At 40.5% G+C, this 18368-nt stretch carries 22 protein-coding genes and 1 pseudogene; 15 read left to right on the forward strand and 8 right to left on the reverse strand.

Going from position 1 to position 18368, the window contains the following annotated elements; all coding sequences use genetic code 11:
- Positions 1 to 41 precede the first annotated feature (41 nt).
- On the reverse strand, positions 42 to 848 hold the full coding sequence (locus SNAG_RS04185; RefSeq protein ID WP_096406826.1) for a peptidylprolyl isomerase: 807 nt from the start codon (positions 846 to 848) through the stop codon (positions 42 to 44).
- A gap of 216 nt (positions 849 to 1064) precedes the next feature.
- On the opposite strand from SNAG_RS04185, the gene rpsP reads away from it, so the two are divergent.
- From rpsP to SNAG_RS04235, 10 genes and pseudogenes are all read left to right on the forward strand, one after another.
- Positions 1065 to 1337, forward strand: a complete 273-nt coding sequence (gene rpsP, locus SNAG_RS04190) for a 30S ribosomal protein S16 (RefSeq protein ID WP_000268760.1) — start codon at positions 1065 to 1067, stop codon at positions 1335 to 1337.
- A 19-nt stretch (positions 1338 to 1356) separates the two neighbouring features.
- Positions 1357 to 1596 (forward strand): RNA-binding protein KphA, encoded by a 240-nt coding sequence (gene kphA, locus SNAG_RS04195; protein ID WP_000379617.1) that lies wholly within the window; start codon positions 1357 to 1359, stop codon positions 1594 to 1596.
- 42 nt (positions 1597 to 1638) lie between these two features.
- The gene (locus tag SNAG_RS04200) at positions 1639 to 1974 is read left to right on the forward strand and encodes a MazG nucleotide pyrophosphohydrolase domain-containing protein (RefSeq protein ID WP_096406828.1); all 336 of its coding nucleotides are present in this window, start codon (positions 1639 to 1641) and stop codon (positions 1972 to 1974) included.
- A 73-nt stretch (positions 1975 to 2047) separates the two neighbouring features.
- Positions 2048 to 2611: pseudogene (locus tag SNAG_RS04205) on the forward strand (putative immunity protein).
- A 128-nt stretch (positions 2612 to 2739) separates the two neighbouring features.
- Complete coding sequence (locus SNAG_RS04210) at positions 2740 to 3642, forward strand: DMT family transporter (protein WP_096406830.1); 903 nt, start codon at positions 2740 to 2742, stop codon at positions 3640 to 3642.
- A gap of 149 nt (positions 3643 to 3791) precedes the next feature.
- Positions 3792 to 4649: an alpha/beta fold hydrolase gene (locus tag SNAG_RS04215; protein ID WP_096406833.1), complete on the forward strand. Its 858-nt coding sequence runs from the start codon at positions 3792 to 3794 to the stop codon at positions 4647 to 4649.
- Positions 4650 to 4747: 98 nt separating this feature from the next.
- Positions 4748 to 5536, forward strand: coding sequence for an alpha/beta hydrolase (locus SNAG_RS04220; protein WP_096406835.1), 789 nt, complete (start codon positions 4748 to 4750; stop codon positions 5534 to 5536).
- A 30-nt stretch (positions 5537 to 5566) separates the two neighbouring features.
- Complete coding sequence (gene rimM, locus SNAG_RS04225; RefSeq protein WP_084942732.1) at positions 5567 to 6085, forward strand: ribosome maturation factor RimM; 519 nt, start codon at positions 5567 to 5569, stop codon at positions 6083 to 6085.
- Complete coding sequence (trmD, locus tag SNAG_RS04230) at positions 6075 to 6794, forward strand: tRNA (guanosine(37)-N1)-methyltransferase TrmD (protein ID WP_061588452.1); 720 nt, start codon at positions 6075 to 6077, stop codon at positions 6792 to 6794. The genes rimM and trmD overlap by 11 nt, the downstream gene beginning before the upstream one ends.
- An 11-nt stretch (positions 6795 to 6805) precedes the next feature.
- The gene (locus SNAG_RS04235; protein WP_001196045.1) at positions 6806 to 7144 is read left to right on the forward strand and encodes an ATP cone domain-containing protein; all 339 of its coding nucleotides are present in this window, start codon (positions 6806 to 6808) and stop codon (positions 7142 to 7144) included.
- 27 nt (positions 7145 to 7171) lie between these two features.
- On the opposite strand, the gene SNAG_RS04240 is transcribed toward SNAG_RS04235, so the two are convergent.
- Entirely contained in the window at positions 7172 to 7492 is a 321-nt protein-coding gene (locus tag SNAG_RS04240) for a hypothetical protein (RefSeq protein WP_049477659.1), read from the reverse strand.
- Between the two features lie 103 nt (positions 7493 to 7595).
- Between SNAG_RS04240 and SNAG_RS04245 the strand changes: the two genes are divergently transcribed.
- Complete coding sequence (locus tag SNAG_RS04245; RefSeq protein WP_000807419.1) at positions 7596 to 7814, forward strand: YdbC family protein; 219 nt, start codon at positions 7596 to 7598, stop codon at positions 7812 to 7814.
- A 33-nt stretch (positions 7815 to 7847) separates the two neighbouring features.
- Here the strand turns inward: SNAG_RS04245 and SNAG_RS04250 are convergent, their stop codons facing one another.
- The 3 genes from SNAG_RS04250 to gor form a co-directional block, all read right to left on the reverse strand.
- Positions 7848 to 8405 carry a TetR/AcrR family transcriptional regulator gene (locus tag SNAG_RS04250; RefSeq protein WP_049477658.1) on the reverse strand — a complete coding sequence of 186 codons (558 nt, stop codon included), beginning with the start codon at positions 8403 to 8405 and terminating at the stop codon, positions 7848 to 7850.
- A gap of 391 nt (positions 8406 to 8796) precedes the next feature.
- Complete coding sequence (locus SNAG_RS04255) at positions 8797 to 9333, reverse strand: biotin transporter BioY (RefSeq protein WP_049505579.1); 537 nt, start codon at positions 9331 to 9333, stop codon at positions 8797 to 8799.
- Between the two features lie 143 nt (positions 9334 to 9476).
- Positions 9477 to 10823 (reverse strand): glutathione-disulfide reductase, encoded by a 1347-nt coding sequence (gene gor / locus SNAG_RS04260; RefSeq protein WP_096406838.1) that lies wholly within the window; start codon positions 10821 to 10823, stop codon positions 9477 to 9479.
- A gap of 267 nt (positions 10824 to 11090) precedes the next feature.
- Between gor and SNAG_RS04265 the strand changes: the two genes are divergently transcribed.
- From SNAG_RS04265 to metG, 4 genes are all read left to right on the forward strand, one after another.
- Positions 11091 to 12275, forward strand: a complete 1185-nt coding sequence (locus SNAG_RS04265) for an efflux RND transporter periplasmic adaptor subunit (protein ID WP_096406841.1) — start codon at positions 11091 to 11093, stop codon at positions 12273 to 12275.
- Positions 12259 to 12960 (forward strand): ABC transporter ATP-binding protein, encoded by a 702-nt coding sequence (locus tag SNAG_RS04270; protein WP_096406843.1) that lies wholly within the window; start codon positions 12259 to 12261, stop codon positions 12958 to 12960. Before SNAG_RS04265 ends, SNAG_RS04270 begins: the two co-directional genes overlap by 17 nt.
- 1 nt (position 12961) lies before the next feature.
- On the forward strand, positions 12962 to 14221 hold the full coding sequence (locus SNAG_RS04275) for an ABC transporter permease (RefSeq protein ID WP_096406846.1): 1260 nt from the start codon (positions 12962 to 12964) through the stop codon (positions 14219 to 14221).
- 135 nt (positions 14222 to 14356) lie between these two features.
- A complete protein-coding gene (gene metG, locus SNAG_RS04280) occupies positions 14357 to 16354 on the forward strand; it encodes a methionine--tRNA ligase (RefSeq protein ID WP_096406848.1) in 1998 nt (665 codons plus the stop codon).
- Positions 16355 to 16370: 16 nt separating this feature from the next.
- On the opposite strand, the gene SNAG_RS04285 is transcribed toward metG, so the two are convergent.
- The 3 genes from SNAG_RS04285 to coaA all read right to left on the reverse strand — a co-directional run bounded on the left by SNAG_RS04285 (position 16371) and on the right by coaA (position 18181).
- Positions 16371 to 16904, reverse strand: coding sequence for a DNA topology modulation protein (locus SNAG_RS04285; protein WP_096406851.1), 534 nt, complete (start codon positions 16902 to 16904; stop codon positions 16371 to 16373).
- Between the two features lie 52 nt (positions 16905 to 16956).
- Positions 16957 to 17193, reverse strand: a complete 237-nt coding sequence (rpsT, locus tag SNAG_RS04290; protein ID WP_001274000.1) for a 30S ribosomal protein S20 — start codon at positions 17191 to 17193, stop codon at positions 16957 to 16959.
- A gap of 67 nt (positions 17194 to 17260) precedes the next feature.
- Positions 17261 to 18181: a type I pantothenate kinase gene (gene coaA / locus SNAG_RS04295; protein WP_096406853.1), complete on the reverse strand. Its 921-nt coding sequence runs from the start codon at positions 18179 to 18181 to the stop codon at positions 17261 to 17263.
- Between the last annotated feature and the right edge of the window lie 187 nt (positions 18182 to 18368).

The following is an 18368-nucleotide window of genomic DNA, read 5'->3' on the forward strand; positions in this document are numbered from 1 at the left end:
AAAATACATTTTAAAAAGGCTCTTTGTCAACTGTTGATGGCTTATTCTTTGCTGAAATCGTAGTCTTTCACCACTTTGATACTATCAATGGTGATAGCAGACGTTGGTTTGTCTTTCTCATCTTTTTCAGCCTTGGCAATCTTGTCAACAATATCCATGCCATCGATGACTTGACCAAAGACAGGGTGTTTGCCGTCTAGACTTGGATTTCCGCCCTCTTTATAGGCTTCGATGATTTTTTTTGGATACTTGCTGGTAGGGAGTTTAGCAGAAATATCTGTCGAGTTTTGGTTGATGAAGAATTGGCTACCGTTGGTATTTGGTTGACCAGTATTAGCCATAGCAAGTGCTCCTCGGATATTGTATAGGTAAGGAGAGATTTCATTTTTAAAACCAGTTCCAGTATCCTTGGTATTATCCTTACCATGCCAGATAGATTGGCCTCCCGTACCATTTCCTTTTGGATCTCCACCTTGAATCATAAAGCCATCTATTACACGATGGAAGGTAACGCCATTGTAGTAACCTTCTTTAGCGTGAGTTAGGAAATTTTCAACTGCTAGAGGAGCTAATTTTGGAAAGAGTTTGATACGAATATCACCTTGACTTGTGTGAAGGATAGCTTCAGCCTCATCTTCAGCTACTTCCTTAGAAAGTTGAGGGAAGTTAGCATTTTCATTTGTTAAGGCGTCTTTCAAATCTTTGGCAGCCTGAGCAGCTGCTTTTGAGCTTTCTTCTGCTGAGATACTAGAGTCGACATACTCATCGCCACGGAGACCACGTTGGATACTAGTACATCCAGCAAGGGCTACAGTTGATAGTAAAAGAAGGGTTGCTAGTTTTTTCATTGTTTTCCTCTCAAAAATTCATTTCTACCATTGTACCCTAAAAGGGAGGTGATTTCAAATGTTAATGATTTTACTAAAAATTTCTAGTAGTTAAAAAATCAAAACTCTGTCAAGTTTTTTTCTTGACAGATGTCAAAAATCTGCTATAATAGAACATGTGCTAAATAGCTCAGCTATTTCACCGAAATAAAAAAATAAGAAAAGAGACATTAAAAAATGGCAGTTAAAATCCGTTTGACTCGTATGGGTTCTAAGAAAAAACCTTTCTACCGTATCAACGTAGCAGACTCACGTTCACCACGTGACGGACGTTTCATCGAAACAGTTGGTACTTACAACCCACTTGTTGCTGAAAACCAAGTAACTTTGAAAGAAGACCGCGTTCTTGCATGGTTGGCTGATGGAGCTCAACCTTCAGATACAGTTCGCAACATCCTTTCAAAAGAAGGCGTATTGAAAAAATTCCACGATTCTAAATTCTCAAAATAAGTTTAAAGTAGGTTGACAGATGGATACGATTGAAAATCTCATTATTGCGATTGTGAAACCTTTGATTTCACAACCTGATGCCTTAACTATCAAGATTGAAGACACACCAGAGTTTTTGGAGTATCACTTGGATCTTGACCAAAGCGATGTCGGTCGTGTTATCGGTCGTAAGGGTCGCACTATCTCAGCGATAAGAACGATTGTCTACTCTGTCCCAACTGAAGACAAAAAAGTAAGAATCGTTATCGATGAAAAATAAAAAAGCGGGACAGATGTCTCGCTTTTTTGTGAGGAGGAGAAGATGAAGGATTTAACCTTTAGACAATTACAAGCTTACTTACTCGAACATTACCAGCAATCTCGAACTGAGGAAGGCCTCTTTATCAAGCTAGTGGAGGAAGTCGGAGAAGTAGCCGAGGTCTTGAATGGGCGCTCTGGTAGAAAAGAGGGTGTCCAGGACTCAAATGAGGAACTAGCCAAAGAACTGGCAGATATTATTCACTACACTGTCGCAATTGCGGCCATCAACGATATTGACCTAACCAAAACCATCTTTGACAAAGATAAGAAGGCTGCCATTAAGTACCAACATGAACGAGATTTGGAAGGATTTTTGGAAAACCTCCAAGAGAACTAGGAGTAATCTCTTTTCACTAATATGAAAGGTGTCTCCTAGCTTACGCTAGCTAGTAAGAAAGAATGAGAAAGCAATGAAACCAGAGGATTATGCATGGAATGAGTTTGAACGAACTGCCTATAAGACTAAAATGAATCACCTACCCAGTCCTTACAAAGTTGCCATTTGGGACGACTCTGAGAAAAGATTGGAACTAGAACAAATACTGGATAGACTTCCTCAGAAAGAACTAGCTCGATGGGCATTAGAGAACTCGCGAGATTTCTTATCTTTAATTGATATCGGTGATGAAGGTGAGAAAAATAAAATAATTCGGCAAGCTTATGAGGCTTTTGATGCACGATTGAGAAATGAGTTCTCACCTCATGAGTTGAGAAAAGCAGGTTTCGCAGCAAATCTCCTCTCTAAAAATGCCCAAAATCAAATCGCTAAGTACGCTGCCAGAGTCTTTGTACAAGCTATTTCAACAGCCCATATGAGAGGACACGGCATCGTTTCCGCGGATTATGCTATCAAAGTAAGGAATCTCTAAGAGGCAGACAAGTTAGAACTTGTGAGAAAAGAACGAGAAAAGCAGATCAGACTGGCTGACTCCTTTATAGGCAATGAAAAAGAATTTATCATCTTGAAAGAGTGATAGTGGGAATAAAATACTAATCCTAGAAATAGCATCTAGGATTTTACTATGCTAAAATGGAAAGACAGTCTCAAAATTTCTAGTTGATTTATCTTGAGAATAGCTACTTTTAAAGGGAGTAACAATCTATGAACGAGAAAACAAAAGCTTACCTAGCAGCCTTATCCTTTTCAGCAATCATTGGATTTTCTTTTTTATTTACAAAGATTGCTTTAGGCTATGCCAGTCCTCTCACCAACTTAGCGCATCGCTATACAATCGCTGCTCTGGTATTGGTCATCCTTCATCAAACCAAACTTATCAAAGTGAGTTTAAGTAGAAAAGATATTCTTTCTATTCTTCCTATGAGTCTTTTCTATCCACTTCTCTTTTTTATTTTTCAATCCTTTGCTTTACAGTATATATCGTCTTCTGAAGCGGGAATTTTACAAGCGCTTGTCCCGATTTTTACTCTCCTTTTGGCATCGGTCTTTCTCAAGGAAAAGACAAGTTTGCTGCAAAAGTTCTTTTTAATTTTATCCGTAGCAGGAGTAGTTTTCATCTTCCTTAGTAAAGGAGCAAACTTTAGCACTGAAACTGCTAGCTTGGGCTTTCTCTTGATGTTGGGATCTGTTCTCGCCAATGCGATAAACAATATCCTCAGCAAGTCCAAAGGAGGTCGCTATCGGGCTATGGATATGACAGCTGTTGTGATATTTGTTGGCTTCGTCACCTTTAATACGTTGAGTCTGACCTCTCACTATCTAGAGGGGAATATATTAGCTTACTTTGCGCCGTTTGGACAGCTGCCCTATCTGCTTTCCATCCTCTATTTGGGAATTTTAGCCTCTATCGTGACTGGTAGTCTTTCTATCTATGCTATCGTTCGCCTCGGCGCATCAACCGTCAGTGTCTTTGGCAATCTTGGAACAGTTTTGACCATTCTAGCCGGAGCTCTTATCCTCCACGAACCGATTTATAGATACCATGTGATAGGAGCAACTTTGATTATTGCTGGAATTTTAGGCATGAATCTGATGAGAAGAAAGTAAAGATTGCTTAGCAGTCTTTCTCTTTATCTAAATAATGCAGAAAATTCAAAATTTTTAATGAAATTAAGTTTAAAAAACGATGATTTTAATATAGCATGTTAAAATAGATAAAAAGAATACTACTAGGATAAAGAGGAGAGAGTGTAAAAATGAAGCAAAATGATATAGCTGAAGCTATTGCTTTTTATAACAGAAAACCCGAGATGTTGAAACGTCACCTTATAGCAGTCGTAGATTGTGATTTGGTTGTTTATCATCGTCCTGGAAACGCAAGTAAAGGGCATATTATTTTTTATCATGGAGCTTGTGGCCGTAGTCAGATGTGGGCCCACCAGTATGATGCTTTTGATGGATTTGACCTTTACTTTGTCAATGTTAGAGGGCAGGGTGAATCACCTATGAAAGTTGGCCTACCCGACTTGGAAGGCGCTGTTCAAGATATAGATGCCATTTTGTCCTATTTCCAGTTGGATAAGGTGATATTGGTTGGTCATTCTTGGGGAGGAAATCCACTTCAAGAGTATACCTATCGCCATCCAGAAAGAGTCCTAGCCTTGGTCATGGTAGATAGTTGGGGACAGCATCGATACCTATCAGAGAAAGAAAGAGGTCGAATCAAATATAGTTCTCTTATGTACAAAACGATTCCTTGGAAGGTGATTGCTGATAAAAACTCAAAAATGTGTACCGATAACCCTATCACAAGAGAATTGGTCAAGACTGCCATTATAGAAACAGGGCGAGATGTTTTCTTGAACCTTGGAATCACAGGTTTCTTGGCAGTCCATGAGATAGAAGGATATAAAGGAAATTCTCCCATGCTATTAGTAAGAGGAGAAAACGATTTTCCCAAACACCTAAAAATAATCTATGATGGTATCATTGCTCTAAATCCCAATGCGCGTCAAGTAACGATTTCAGACAGCAAACACCAACCGATGAATGACCACCCTAAAGAGTTTAATCAGATAGTTGGTGATTTTTTTGAAGAAGTAGTAGCCTTGTAAGATAGAACCTATCCAACTTGTGAAAATCCCTGGAACGTGATAGAATAAAGGATAAGGGTTTTTAATAAATCATTGTTATAGAATGAGTGGATTTCTTTATGAAGCGGTTTGAAGTAACTACAAAAATTGGCAGTCTCTCTGTTACTTATAAAAAGAAAAAGAAAGTGCTTGTTTGTCTAAATGGCGCAGGTTTGCTACCAAGTTATGAAAATTTTTCACTTATACTTGAAAAACTTCCTTCCACAATTGGTTATTTGACAATTGATTTTCCAAACACAGGTAGGAGTCCGATTCATGACCAATCTGGAAAAAATCTGGACAATTTTGTAGACGCGGTTTATGAAGTACTTGAAAAATTGGCGATTTCTGAATATATACTTTGTGTACATAGTTTGAGTGGAATTTTGGCTTGCAAATTGATGAGCAAATCAATTAAGTGTCAGGCTTTAGTAGCAATTGAACCAACAACTAAAAAAGTAATGTTTTCTGATTTTTCAGAAAATCCTTATCCAGAAATGGAAGAGCAGATGAGACTGATTGAAGAGTGTGGCCCCGAAGTCTATTTTAAGAACATAACTCAAGCAGCATTTAGCTCTGAAACTAATGAAGAAATCTGGGATTTAGTGCAAGAAAAAGATTCAGAGTTGGAAAGACAAGTTCCAGAATTTCATATATATTGTGAGATTACTGAGAAAGATTTTGAGAATGTATCTATAGAAGCTCATATTCCCGTTTTTATTTTTTGTCAGGCTTATAGAGAAAAAGAGTACAGAGAATCAGAGTATTGGACTTCCAATACTAAGCTCATTTTAGGAGGGAATCACCATTATTTACAATGGTCAGAATCAGAAAAAATTGCAGCCATCATTCGAGAATTGTCAGAATAAGATGGAAAGAAGGAGAGTACAGGAGACAAGATGAACTACTTTAATGTTGGGAAAATCGTTAATACGCAGGGTCTACAGGGTGAGATGCGAGTCTTGTCTGTGACAGATTTTGCCGAAGAACGATTTAAAAAGGGAGCAGAGCTTGCTTTATTTGATGAAAAAGATCAGTTTGTCCAAACAGTGACCATCGCAAGTCACCGCAAGCATAAGAACTTTGACATTATCAAATTCAAAGACATGTACCATATCAATGCGATTGAAAAGTACAAGGGCTATAGTCTCAAGGTCGCTGAGGAAGATTTGAACGATTTAGATGATGGTGAATTCTACTATCACGAGATTATCGGTTTGGAAGTTTACGAGGGAGACAACTTGATAGGAACTATCAAGGAAATTCTACAACCAGGAGCCAATGATGTCTGGGTGGTCAAGCGAAAAGGTAAGCGAGATTTGCTTTTACCTTACATTCCTCCAGTAGTTCTCAATGTTGATATTCCAAACAAACGGGTTGATGTGGACATCTTAGAAGGGTTAGATGATGAAGATTGATATTTTAACCCTCTTTCCTGAGATGTTTTCTCCGCTGGAACACTCGATTGTTGGGAAGGCTCGAGAAAAAGGGCTCTTGGATATCCAGTATCATAATTTTAGAGAATACGCTGAAAAGGCCCGTCACGTCGACGATGAACCATATGGAGGCGGTCAGGGGATGTTGCTCCGAGCCCAACCTATTTTCGATGCCTTTGATGCAATTAAAAAGAAAAATCCCCGCGTCATTCTTCTTGATCCTGCAGGTAAAAAGTTCGATCAAGCTTACGCTGAGGATTTGGCTCAAGAAGAGGAACTGATCTTTATCTGTGGTCACTACGAAGGGTATGACGAGCGCATCAAGACCTTGGTAACCGATGAAATTTCCCTAGGAGATTATGTCTTGACTGGTGGTGAATTGGCAGCCATGACCATGATTGATGCGACCGTGCGCTTGATACCAGAAGTGATTGGTAAGGAGTCTAGCCACCAGGATGATAGCTTTTCTTCAGGTCTTCTCGAATATCCTCAGTATACACGCCCTTATGACTATAGAGGCATGGTCGTGCCAGATGTGCTCATGAGTGGGCACCATGAAAAGATTCGCCAGTGGCGGCTCTATGAGAGTCTAAAGAAAACCTACGAGCGCAGACCTGACCTGCTAGAAAACTATCAACTGACAGCCGAAGAAGAAAAGATGCTGGCTGAAATCAAAGAAAACAAAGAATAAAGGAGAACCTTATGCAAGTAATCAAACGTAATGGAGAAATTGCTGAATTTGATCCAGATAAAATTTACCAAGCTGTCCTAAAAGCAGCTCAAACAGTTTATGTTTTGACTGATGACTTACGTCAAAACCTAGCGCAAGTTACTAAAAAAGTCGTTTTGGACTTGGAAGAAGCAAAAGTAGAACGTGCCACTATCAGCATGATCCAGTCAATGGTTGAGCACCGCTTACTTGGAGCTGGCTACATTACCATTGCAGAACACTATATATCTTATCGCTTGCAACGTGATTTGGAGAGAAGTGGCTATGGTGATCATATCGCAGTTCATCTTCATTTTGAACAAATCCGTTAAGAAAAAGAGTGGGATGCAAAGAACATCTCACTCTTTCTTAAATAGACTTTTCTGAGCTTTTTGTACAGTTGAGGGAACGAAACGAAGTCGCTTAATGTCACTGATACGAATGATTCGGGTCACGTTTTTTGAAAAATTTTTGACGATAATTTGTTGGCGATTAGCATCGTGTTTGACAATATCACCCGTAAAACTTGTCTCAGCAAGTATGACATGAACAGCCGTCTTTTTCTGGATGGCTTGTTCAATCATAGCAGTGAGGGAGTTATCCTGGATTTGCGGATGATCATCATTCCCATTGAGAAAACCATGTAGTTTATCTAGAACTAGTTTGAATGTCTGTCTCATAGAATCCTCCCTTCTTATATATCCACATTATATAAAATTTTCTTAAAAACCACAAGATTTTTACGAATAGACTATAGAAAGCATATCACATAAAGGAGTTAAAATGGCAGAATTTACATTTGAGATCGAAGAACACTTGCTCACCTTGTCTGAAAATGACAAAGGATGGACAAAAGAACTAAATCGCGTTAGCTTTAATGGAGCACCAGCAAAGTTTGATATTCGTTCTTGGAGTCCTGACCATACTAAAATGGGCAAAGGAATCACGCTTTCCAATGAAGAATTTCAGGTAATGGTCGATGCCTTTAAAGGGGGACAATAAAAAGAATCTTGAGTGCAACTCAAGATTCTTTTTTTAGGACACAATATAGTCACAGAGAGAAGTCTTAGACAATTGAATGAAAGTCTCTCTATACTCTTCAGGTGGAATTGGATTATCTTTACGAATCCAGACTTCAATGAAAGAGATTGCCATGGTCGTAATGATATAAGCGATGTCCTCTTTATTAAAATTATATTTCAGTTGGTAATTGACATTCTTTAGTACCCACTCTGAGTATATTCCACGCAGAAATTCCTTCCAACATGGGTCGACTTGTGTGGTATACAAGGTGTTAATAACTTCTCTTTTTTCGTATATGAGAGGAAGTATATGGTCTGCTAAAAAGCTGATAGGATCTCCATCATTGCTAGGGCAGTACTTATTAAAGACGTTAAAAATGTGCTGATTGGTCTCTTCGTGAATGTATTCGATAATATCTTCAAAGTTGTTAAAATGCTTTTGATAAATCGCTTGTCGTGAAATACCAGCTTCAGCTGCGATTTCAGTCATGGTAAAAGAAGAGCGCAGAGGGTTCTTCTTAGCAAGTGTGATGAGTGAATTAATAATTAAGTCACGAGTATTCTTTGGCATGATTTCACCTTTCTATTTATAATTATTTACAGTTGTTTTTGAATGAAGAAAAATCAGAATGTTCAAGTTAATATAAACAATCAATGAAATTAAATTTTCTGAATCTTTTAGGTAGCTCTATTGTATCACAAATAATTTATAAAATATAGCTCAATCAGTGAAAATGCGTTTTCTGAAAAGTATACAATTGCTAAGCATTCAAAATCAATGGAAGCTTATTCGGTTTGAATCAATTAGAATACTTTTCTACTTTGCATATCGTGAATAGCTGTAATTTGAAGAATAAAACGATTAATATTCATACCGGTATAAGAATAGTCAAGTAGCTAAATAGTGTACAGTTGATTCTTAGAAAGGAAATAGTCCAGAACAATGGTTCTGGACTATTTTTTTATCTTGAAAAATATGGAAGACTTTTCAATCGTTCGAGTAGGGGACGACTAATGAAACTAATGGCAATAATCTTACCAAGATCAGGGAGGATAAAGGGAAGGACACCGACAGCTAGTGCCTTATCGAATGGCATCCCGGCAAGGAAGTGGAGGCTGAGAATACCTCCTACAAAGACGAGGGAGTCACCCAAGAGGTTGGCTAGGAAAATGCGAATGTAGCCACTATTTTGATGGATGAGATAAGATGTAAGTCCAGCATAGACAAGGTCGAACCAAAGATAGCCTGCACTTGGGCCGACTAAAACGTGAAATCCAGCTCCTCCCCCTGCAAAAACAGGTAAACCAATGGCACCCAGCAAGAGATAGAGAGCTACAGATAGAACAGCTTCTCTGGGTCTAAAAACAGTAGCAATCAGACCGATCGCAAAGTTTTGCAGAGTGAAGGGGACAGGACCGATAGGGAGACTGATTTGTGCCAATACGGCGATGAGAGCAGCACCGATAGCAGGGATAGCATAGATATGAGCTTTTTTCAAAACTGTTAACCTCTTTTCAAAATTATAGTAACTATTATACTAATTCAGAAGAAAAAGTCAACCTATTTTTTATAACAAGGTAACAATTTTGTATCAGCCGATTTTGCAAGTAAAAAGAGACCACATGTGGTCTCTTTCGGCAATTAGCGCATGGTCACAAATTCTTCTGAGGCAGTTGGGTGGATAGCTACTGTAGCATCAAAGTCCGCCTTGGTTGCTCCCATCTTAATGGCAACAGCGAATCCTTGAATCATCTCATCCACTCCGTAACCAAGTCCGTGAAGTCCAACAACTTTTTCATCAGCACCTGCGGTGATGAGTTTGAAGCGAGACTCTTGACGATGGTTTGTAACGGCTGAGTACATAGATGCAAAGCTTGACTTGTAGACTTTGATGTTATCTTGGCCGTATTCTTTGATAGCTTGATCCTCAGTTAAACCAACGGTTCCGATTGCTGGGTGGGAGAAGACAACAGTAGGGATAGTCGTGTAGTCCATCTTAGCATTTGTTTTCCCGTTGAAGATGCGTTCAGATAGGGTGCGTCCTGCCTTGATGGCTACTGGGGTCAGTTCCTTCTCACCAGTAACGTCTCCAAGGGCGTAGATGCCATCTACAACTGTATTTTGATACTCATCCACTTGGATAAATCCACGTTGGTTGAGTGTGACGCCAGCCTTTTCTAACTCCAGACCGTCTACATTTGGACGGCGACCGGTAGCCCAGATAACTTGGCTTGCAGTGTGACTAGAACCGTCTTCAAAATGAATGGTAATACCTTGCTCCGTTTCTTCGAGCTTGACGGGTACCTTATGTGTGTGCAAAGGTAGCCCTGTTTTTTCCATTTCATTGACAAGTCCTTCAACGATGTAGCTGTCAAAACCACGCAAGGGACGATCGCGACGGACAAACAAATCCGTTTTTACTCCTAGCGCGTGGAGAACACCTGCTAATTCAACGGCGATATAACCAGCTCCAAGAATCGCAACGGATTCAGGAAGTTGCTCCCAAGCAAAGACATCGTCTGAGCTACCACCAAGTTCAGCTCCAGGGATAGTTGGAATGCTTGGACGAGCGCCAGTCGCAATCACGATATGTTTGGCACGAATCAATTCACCATTAACGCTGACCGTATGAGCATCAACGAAATGAGCACGACCTTCAATCAAATCAACACCGTTGCGCTTGAAACTTCCATCATAAGATGAGCGAGCACGGTCGATGTAGGCTTCACGGTTTTGACGAAGTTTTGCGAAATCAAATTGAACATCTGAACTTGTAAAACCGTAGTCAGGGCCGTAGTGGTGGAAGCTTTCAGCGATTTGCGCTCCATACCACATGATTTTCTTAGGAACACAGCCAACATTGACGCAGGTTCCACCTAATTTTTTTTCCTCGATAACAGCTGCTTTAGCACCGTGTTCACCAGCTCGGTTCATAGTGGCAATGCCGCCGCTTCCTCCACCGATGGCGATGATATCATATTCTCTCATAGAAAACTCCTTAAAGCTTTGATAGTCATATTCTATCGTTTTTATTTTTTGAATGCAAAAATCTGCTACGATAAAAAAAATTATAAAAACGCTTGCCAAATTCAAAAAGATATTGTATTATATATCTAGCACAATAATCCAATAAACGAATACCGAACGAAATAATGATCCTGAATTGTCATTGTTTCTATCTGAACTGTCATTGTTTGGGTTTGGTATTTCTGATATAATGGTTTTTGTAAGGCAAAAGAATAAAGGAGCTTAAAAATGAAAAGAAATAAGAAGGCAAAAAAATGGCAATTATACACAGCGATTGGTGTTGCCAGTGCTATTGTTATCGGTGCTGCGGGGATTTTGATTTTTAGACAACCTTCCCAGTCAGCAGTCAAGGAGGAAACCTCTCATATCGTTACTGCTAAGGAAGGTTCTGTTGCTTCATCGGTTCTCTTGTCAGGTACGGTTACAGCAAAAAATGAACAATACGTTTATTTTGATGCTAGTAAGGGAGATTTAGATGAAATTCTCGTTTCGGTTGGAGACAAGGTCGAAGAAGGGCAAGCTTTGGTCAAATACAGCAGTGCCGATGCCCAAGCTGCCTATGATGCAGCCAGTCGAGCAGTTGCAAAGGCCGACCGTCATATCAATGAGTTGAACAAGGCTCGTGAAAATGCAAACTCTGCACCAGTTTCACCACAAGTTCCAACTGAAGCTGGACTTCCAGAGCAAGCGCCTGCCGAAACTTCTTCCGTATCCTCTATTGATTCTCAAATCAGTGATGCCAAAGATAACCGTGCAGATGCTGTGGCTCAGCTCAACAAGGCTCAAGCTCAGCTAGATGCTGCAACTGTCCTCAGTACACTAGAAGGGACTGTAGTTGAAGTCAATCGTAATGTTTCCAAATCGCCAACAGGTAATAGCCAAGTGGTAGTACATGTCGTAAGTAATGAAAACTTACAGGTCAAAGGGGAACTGTCTGAATACAACCTTGCTAATCTTTCTGTTGGGCAAGAAGTTACCTTTACTTCGAAGGTTTATCAAGATAAGAGCTGGACAGGTAAAATCAGCTATATTTCTGATTATCCTAAAAACAACGGAGAAGCAGCAAATGGAGCTCTTGGAGGGAATACTGGATCTAAGTACCCTTATACTGTTGATGTGACTAGCGATATCGGTGAGTTGAAACAAGGCTTCTCAGTCAGTGTTGAAGTCAAAAACAAAAGTAAAGCCATCCTTGTTCCTTTGACAAGTGTTGTTACCGAAAATGACAAAAACTATGTCTGGCTCGTTGACGACCAGAAAAAAGCGAAGAAGGTAGAAGTTACTTTGGGGAATGCGGACGCAGACAACCAAGAAATTACTTCAGGTTTGACAGACGGTGCCAAGGTCATCAGTAATCCAACATCTTCCTTGGAAGAAGGAAAAGAGGTGAAGGCTGATGAAGAAATTAATTAGTCTAAAAAATATCTGCAGGAGTTATCGAAATGGTGACCAAGAACTGCAGGTCCTAAAAAATATTAACTTAGAAGTTCAAGAAGGTGAGTTTGTCGCCATTATGGGACCGTCCGGTTCTGGTAAATCTACTTTGATGAATACCATTGGAATGCTGGATACACCAACCAGTGGAGAGTACTATCTTGAAGGTCAAGAAGTTGCAGGTCTTGGAGAGAAACAACTGGCCAAGGTCCGCAACCAGCAAATCGGCTTTGTCTTTCAGCAGTTCTTTCTCTTGTCCAAACTCAATGCGCTTCAAAATGTCGAATTGCCCTTGATTTACGCTGGTGTTTCGGCTTCAAAACGACGGAAATTGGCTGAGGAATTTCTGGAAAAGGTTGAGCTAACGGAGCGCAGTCATCATTTGCCTTCCGAGTTATCAGGTGGTCAAAAGCAACGTGTAGCGATTGCTCGTGCCTTGGTAAACAATCCATCTATCATCCTAGCTGACGAACCGACAGGAGCCTTGGATACCAAGACAGGAAATCAAATCATGCAACTGTTGCTGGAGTTAAACAAGGAAGGGAAAACCATTATCATGGTCACGCATGAACCTGAGATTGCTGCCTATGCCAAACGCCAGATTGTCATTCGCGATGGTGTTATCTCATCAGACAGCGCCCCAGTAGAAAAGGAGGAAAACTAAGATGCAGAATCTGAAATTTGCCTTTTCATCTATCATGGCTCATAAGATGCGTTCCTTCCTCACCATGATCGGGATTATCATCGGAGTTTCGTCTGTCGTCGTCATCATGGCTCTGGGAGATTCCATGTCTCGTCAGGTCAATAAAAACATGACCAAATCACAAAAGGATATTCATGTCTTTTTCTCTCCTATCAAGAGCAAGGATGGCTCCTTTACTCAGCGCCAGTCAGCTTTGACGGTCAGTGGGAAAGAAGAGGATGTTCATGTTGAACCACCAAAACCACTCGAATCTTGGGTCAAGGAGGCTGCCAAACTCAAAGGAGTAGACAGTTACTATGTCACTAACTCGACTAACGTCACCCTGTCTTATAAGGATAAGAAGGTTGAACGGGCGACTTTGACTGGTGGAAATAGCACCTACATGAACGCAGTTGAAAATGAGATCGTTGCTGGTAGAAGTCTAAGACCGCAAGACTACAAGGAATTTGCCAGTGTGATTTTGTTGGATGAAGAACTAGCCAAGAGTTTGTTTGATAGTCCAGAAGCTGCGGTTAATCAAGTCATCTCTGTCAATGAATTTAGTTACCGTGTGATTGGCGTTTATACAAGTAATGAAGCTAAAACTGCTAAAGCTTTTGGGATTGGTGGTCTTCCAATTACGACCAATATCTCTCTCGCAGCTAATTTTAATACTGATGAAATCTCGAACATCGTCTTTCGTGTCAATGATACTAGTCTAACGCAGACCTTGGGTCCAGAGTTGGCTCGAAAACTGACTGAGATTGCAGGTCTTCAACAAGGGGAGTACCAAGTTGCGGATGCAACTGCCGCCTTCCAAGAGGTACAACAACTATTTGGATTTATGACCACTGTTATCAGTGCCATTGCAGGGATTTCACTCTTTGTTGGTGGTACAGGTGTTATGAATATCATGCTGGTTTCGGTGACAGAACGCACGCGTGAGATTGGTCTGCGGAAGGCTCTCGGAGCTACACGAGCTAATATCTTAGTTCAGTTTTTGATTGAGTCCATGATCTTGACCTTGCTAGGTGGTATCATTGGCCTAGTTAGTGCAGCAGGCTTGACAATGTTAGCGGGTATCCTATTGCAAAATATGATTGCAGGTATCGAAGTTGGGGTGTCCCTCCCAATTGCTCTCTTTAGCTTGGCTGTGTCAGCTAGCGTTGGTATGATCTTCGGAGTCCTGCCAGCCAATAAAGCCTCTAAGCTTGATCCAATCGAAGCCCTTCGTTATGAATAAGATATAGAGCAGAAAAAACAAGATGGACATTTGTTTGTCTTGTTTTTGTATGGATTTTCCTATCGGAAATCACTAAAAATATGATATAATGAAGTGTTAGAAAAACAGGTTTCATTAGCCTGGAAAGGAAAAATTATGTCTGAAAAGAATTTTTATATTACAACACCGATTTACTATCCATCTGGTAAACTTCATATCGGTTCTGCCTACACAACTATCGCATGTGATGTCCTAGCACGTTACAAACGCCTGATGGGCTACGATGTCTTTTATCTAACAGGTCTTGACGAGCATGGTCAAAAAATCCAGCAAAAAGCAGAAGAAGCTGGTATTACACCACAAGCTTATGTTGATGGGATGGCAGTTGGCGTCAAAGAACTCTGGCAATTACTAGATATCTCATACGATAAATTCATCCGTACGACGGATGACTACCATGAAAAAGTAGTGGCGCAAGTTTTTGAACGCTTGCTTGCTCAAGATGACATCTACCTAGGTGAATATTCTGGTTGGTATTCAGTCTCAGATGAGGAATTCTTTACAGAAAGCCAGCTTGCAGAAGTTTTCCGTGATGAAGCTGGAAATGTAACGGGTGGTATTGCCCCATCAGGTCATGAGGTTGAATGGGTTTCTGAAGAGTCTTACTTCCTTCGCCTCAGCAAATACCAAGACCGTTTGGTAGATTTTTTCAAATCTCATCCTGACTTCATCACTCCAGATGGCCGTCTCAATGAAATGCTACGTAACTTCATCGAGCCAGGTTTGGAAGATTTGGCAGTGTCTCGTACAACCTTTACATGGGGAGTACCAGTCCCATCAAATCCAAAACACGTTGTCTACGTTTGGATCGATGCCCTTCTTAACTATGCGACAGCTCTTGGTTACGGTCAAGATGAGCATGGTAACTTTGACAAGTTCTGGAACGGAACAGTCTTCCAAATGGTCGGAAAAGACATCCTTCGTTTCCACTCCATCTACTGGCCAATCCTTCTTATGATGTTGGATGTTAAATTACCTGACCGCTTGATTGCCCATGGTTGGTTTGTCATGAAAGACGGTAAGATGTCTAAGTCTAAAGGGAATGTCGTTTATCCTGAAATGTTAGTAGAGCGCTATGGACTGGATCCACTTCGTTACTACCTCATGCGTAGCCTTCCAGTTGGTTCAGATGGAACCTTCACTCCCGAGGACTATGTAGGCCGTATCAACTATGAATTGGCAAATGACTTAGGAAACCTCCTTAACCGTACGGTTTCCATGATCAACAAGTATTTCAATGGACAAATCCCTGCCTATGTAGAGGGTGTAACAGAGTTTGATAATGCTCTTGCTCAAGTAGCAGAGCAATCTATCTCTGACTACCATACACACATGGAAGCAGTTGACTACCCACGTGCACTTGAAGCAGTCTGGACCCTAATCTCACGTACTAATAAATACATCGATGAGACAGCTCCATGGGTACTGGCTAAGGACGAAGCGCACCGTGACCAATTGGCAAGTGTGATGAGCCACTTGGCGGCTAGCCTTCGTGTCGTCGCTCACTTGATTGAGCCATTTATGATGGAAACCAGTCGTGCAGTCTTGACACAACTTGGTCTAGCAGAAGTTTCTAGCCTTGAAAACTTGAGCCTGGCTGATTTCCCTGCAGATGTAACAGTAGTTGCTAAAGGAACACCAATCTTCCCACGTCTCGATATGGAAGAAGAAATCGCCTATATCAAGGAACAAATGGAAGGCAACAAGCCAGCCGTCGAAAAAGAATGGAATCCAGATGAAGTCGAACTCAAACTAAACAAGGAAGAAATCAAGTTTGAAGACTTCGATAAGGTTGAAATTCGTGTCGCAGAAGTCAAAGAAGTTTCTAAAGTAGAAGGTTCTGATAAGTTGCTTCAATTCCGCTTGGATGCTGGTGATGGTGAAGACCGTCAAATCCTCTCAGGAATTGCCAAATACTATCCGAACGAACAAGAATTGGTAGGCAAGAAGGTACAAATCGTTGCCAACCTCAAACCACGCAAGATGATGAAAAAATATGTCAGCCAAGGGATGATTCTCTCAGCTGAACATGATGGTAAATTAACCCTTCTCACAGTTGATCCAGCTGTACCAAACGGAAGTGTGATTGGCTAATAGCAAAAAACCAACGTTAGACACGTTGGTTTTTCTTGTTGTTTGCGAGATTTTCTAAGAAGTGGTCCATTTCCTTTTGCGACCGGAGGACAATTACTTTCTCTGGATAGGTTTCTTGAACCCGTTGATAGCGTTCTTTAGCATTTTTTGTCCGCCCATCCCAGAGAATCCATCGGATAAATTCCAAGTCAAAGCGTTCAGGGCAACCTGCAGCCATGCTTTTTCGAACTTGACCTCTGTATTTGAGATAACGCTTAAAGGCCCTCAGTAAACAAGTCCAGGGTGAAAAATTGAGGAAGATGATTTGGTCAGCTTTTAACATTCTTTCCTCGTAATAGCACCAAGAGTAGTTGCCATCGATGACCCAGTCTGAGTGATTAGTGAGGAAGTTTTTCATCTCGGCTTTCATCCAATCACGATCACTGTCTTGCCAGCCTGGTTGAAATTGGAGGGTGTCCATATGCAGTTTGGGAATTGAGTAGAACTGGGATAACTTTTGTGCCAGAGTTGATTTCCCAGCTCCAGAATAGCCGATGATTGCGATTTTCATTTTCTACCTTTTCGTAATGGAGGACAAAAAAACAGCCTCTGTGGACTGTTTCTTATTTAGCAAGTTTAGCTGAAAGACGAGCTTTATCGCGGCTTGCTTTGTTTTTATGAATCAAACCTTTAGTTTCTGCTTTGTCGATAGCTGAGCTAGCAGCACGGAAAAGTTCTTCAGAAGGGTTTGCTTCGAAAGCTTTGATAGCAGTACGCATAGCTGATTTTTGAGCTGAGTTTTTTTCGTTTTGTTTAACGTTCAATTCAGCGCGTTTGATAGCTGATTTAATGTTTGCCAATGTTCTTACCTCCATATTTACTAACTATACTATTATATCTGAAAACTTATGTTTTGACAAGGGGAAATTATTTTTTTAGGTAAATTTCATCGATTTCATGGTTTTTAGTCTTGTGGAGAATAACCTCGGCACGATTCCTTGTTGGTTCAATATAGTTTTGTAGATTTGTAAGGTTGATATCACTCCATACTTGGTGGGCAAAAGACTCTACTTCCCCTATTGGCATTTGCGTAAAGCGGTGGTAGTAGCTGTCTGGATCGTTTTGGGCAAAGCTGAGAAGTTTCAAAAAGCGGTCTAAATACCAGCTTTCAATGTCCTCGACAGCGGCGTCTACGTAGATGGAAAAATCAAAGAAGTCGGTGATGTAAAGACGCTCATTTTGAGGATTCTGAAAGACATTGATTCCTTCAACAATCACAAAATCTGCAGCCTTAACACATTGTTTCTCACCAGGAACAATATCATAAACCTCATGAGAATAGACAGGAATATCAACGTCTTGGCCATTTTTTAGGCGGTCAAGAAAATTCAGTAAGGCCTCCATGTTATAACTCTCTGGAAAACCTTTGCGATTTAAGATCCCTTGGTCAATTAACGTTTGATTGGGATAGAGAAAACCATCAGTCGTCACTAACTCCACAGTGGCGTCAGTCACTGTACGAGACAGAAGGATTTGAAGAAGTCGGCTAGTTGTTGATTTGCCAACGGCAACACTTCCTGAAACTCCGATGATGAAGGGCTGAGATTTACTCTCTCTTTGGAGAAAAATTCCCTTAGAGAAGGCTAAATCCTCTTTGGTGCGTTTGTAAATTTGGATGAGATGAGCTAATGGTAAATAAATATCTGTCACATCTTGTAGGCTGATTTGGTCGTTAAAACTCTTGATTGAGTCTAGTTCTTCTTCCGTCAAGGGAGGAGTTGACTTGCGGTGCAAGGACTGCCAGGTTTCACGGCTGATTTTTTCAAAATGTAAAAATTCGTTGGTCATATTCTTTCCTCGTTCGATATCTTAGTATATCATATTTTTCATCTAAAAAGAGAATGAAATTCGATATCTCTCATTCTGATTTTTGAAAGTTGCTATAAGTTGCTCTAAAAGGTAAAAATAGAGGAAATAATACTGAAATTCTTTAATTATTATTATAACAGATTTAGTTTGTTTGTTGAATTTTAGC

This window comes from Streptococcus sp. NPS 308 (assembly GCF_002355895.1).
GTDB lineage: Bacteria > Bacillota > Bacilli > Lactobacillales > Streptococcaceae > Streptococcus.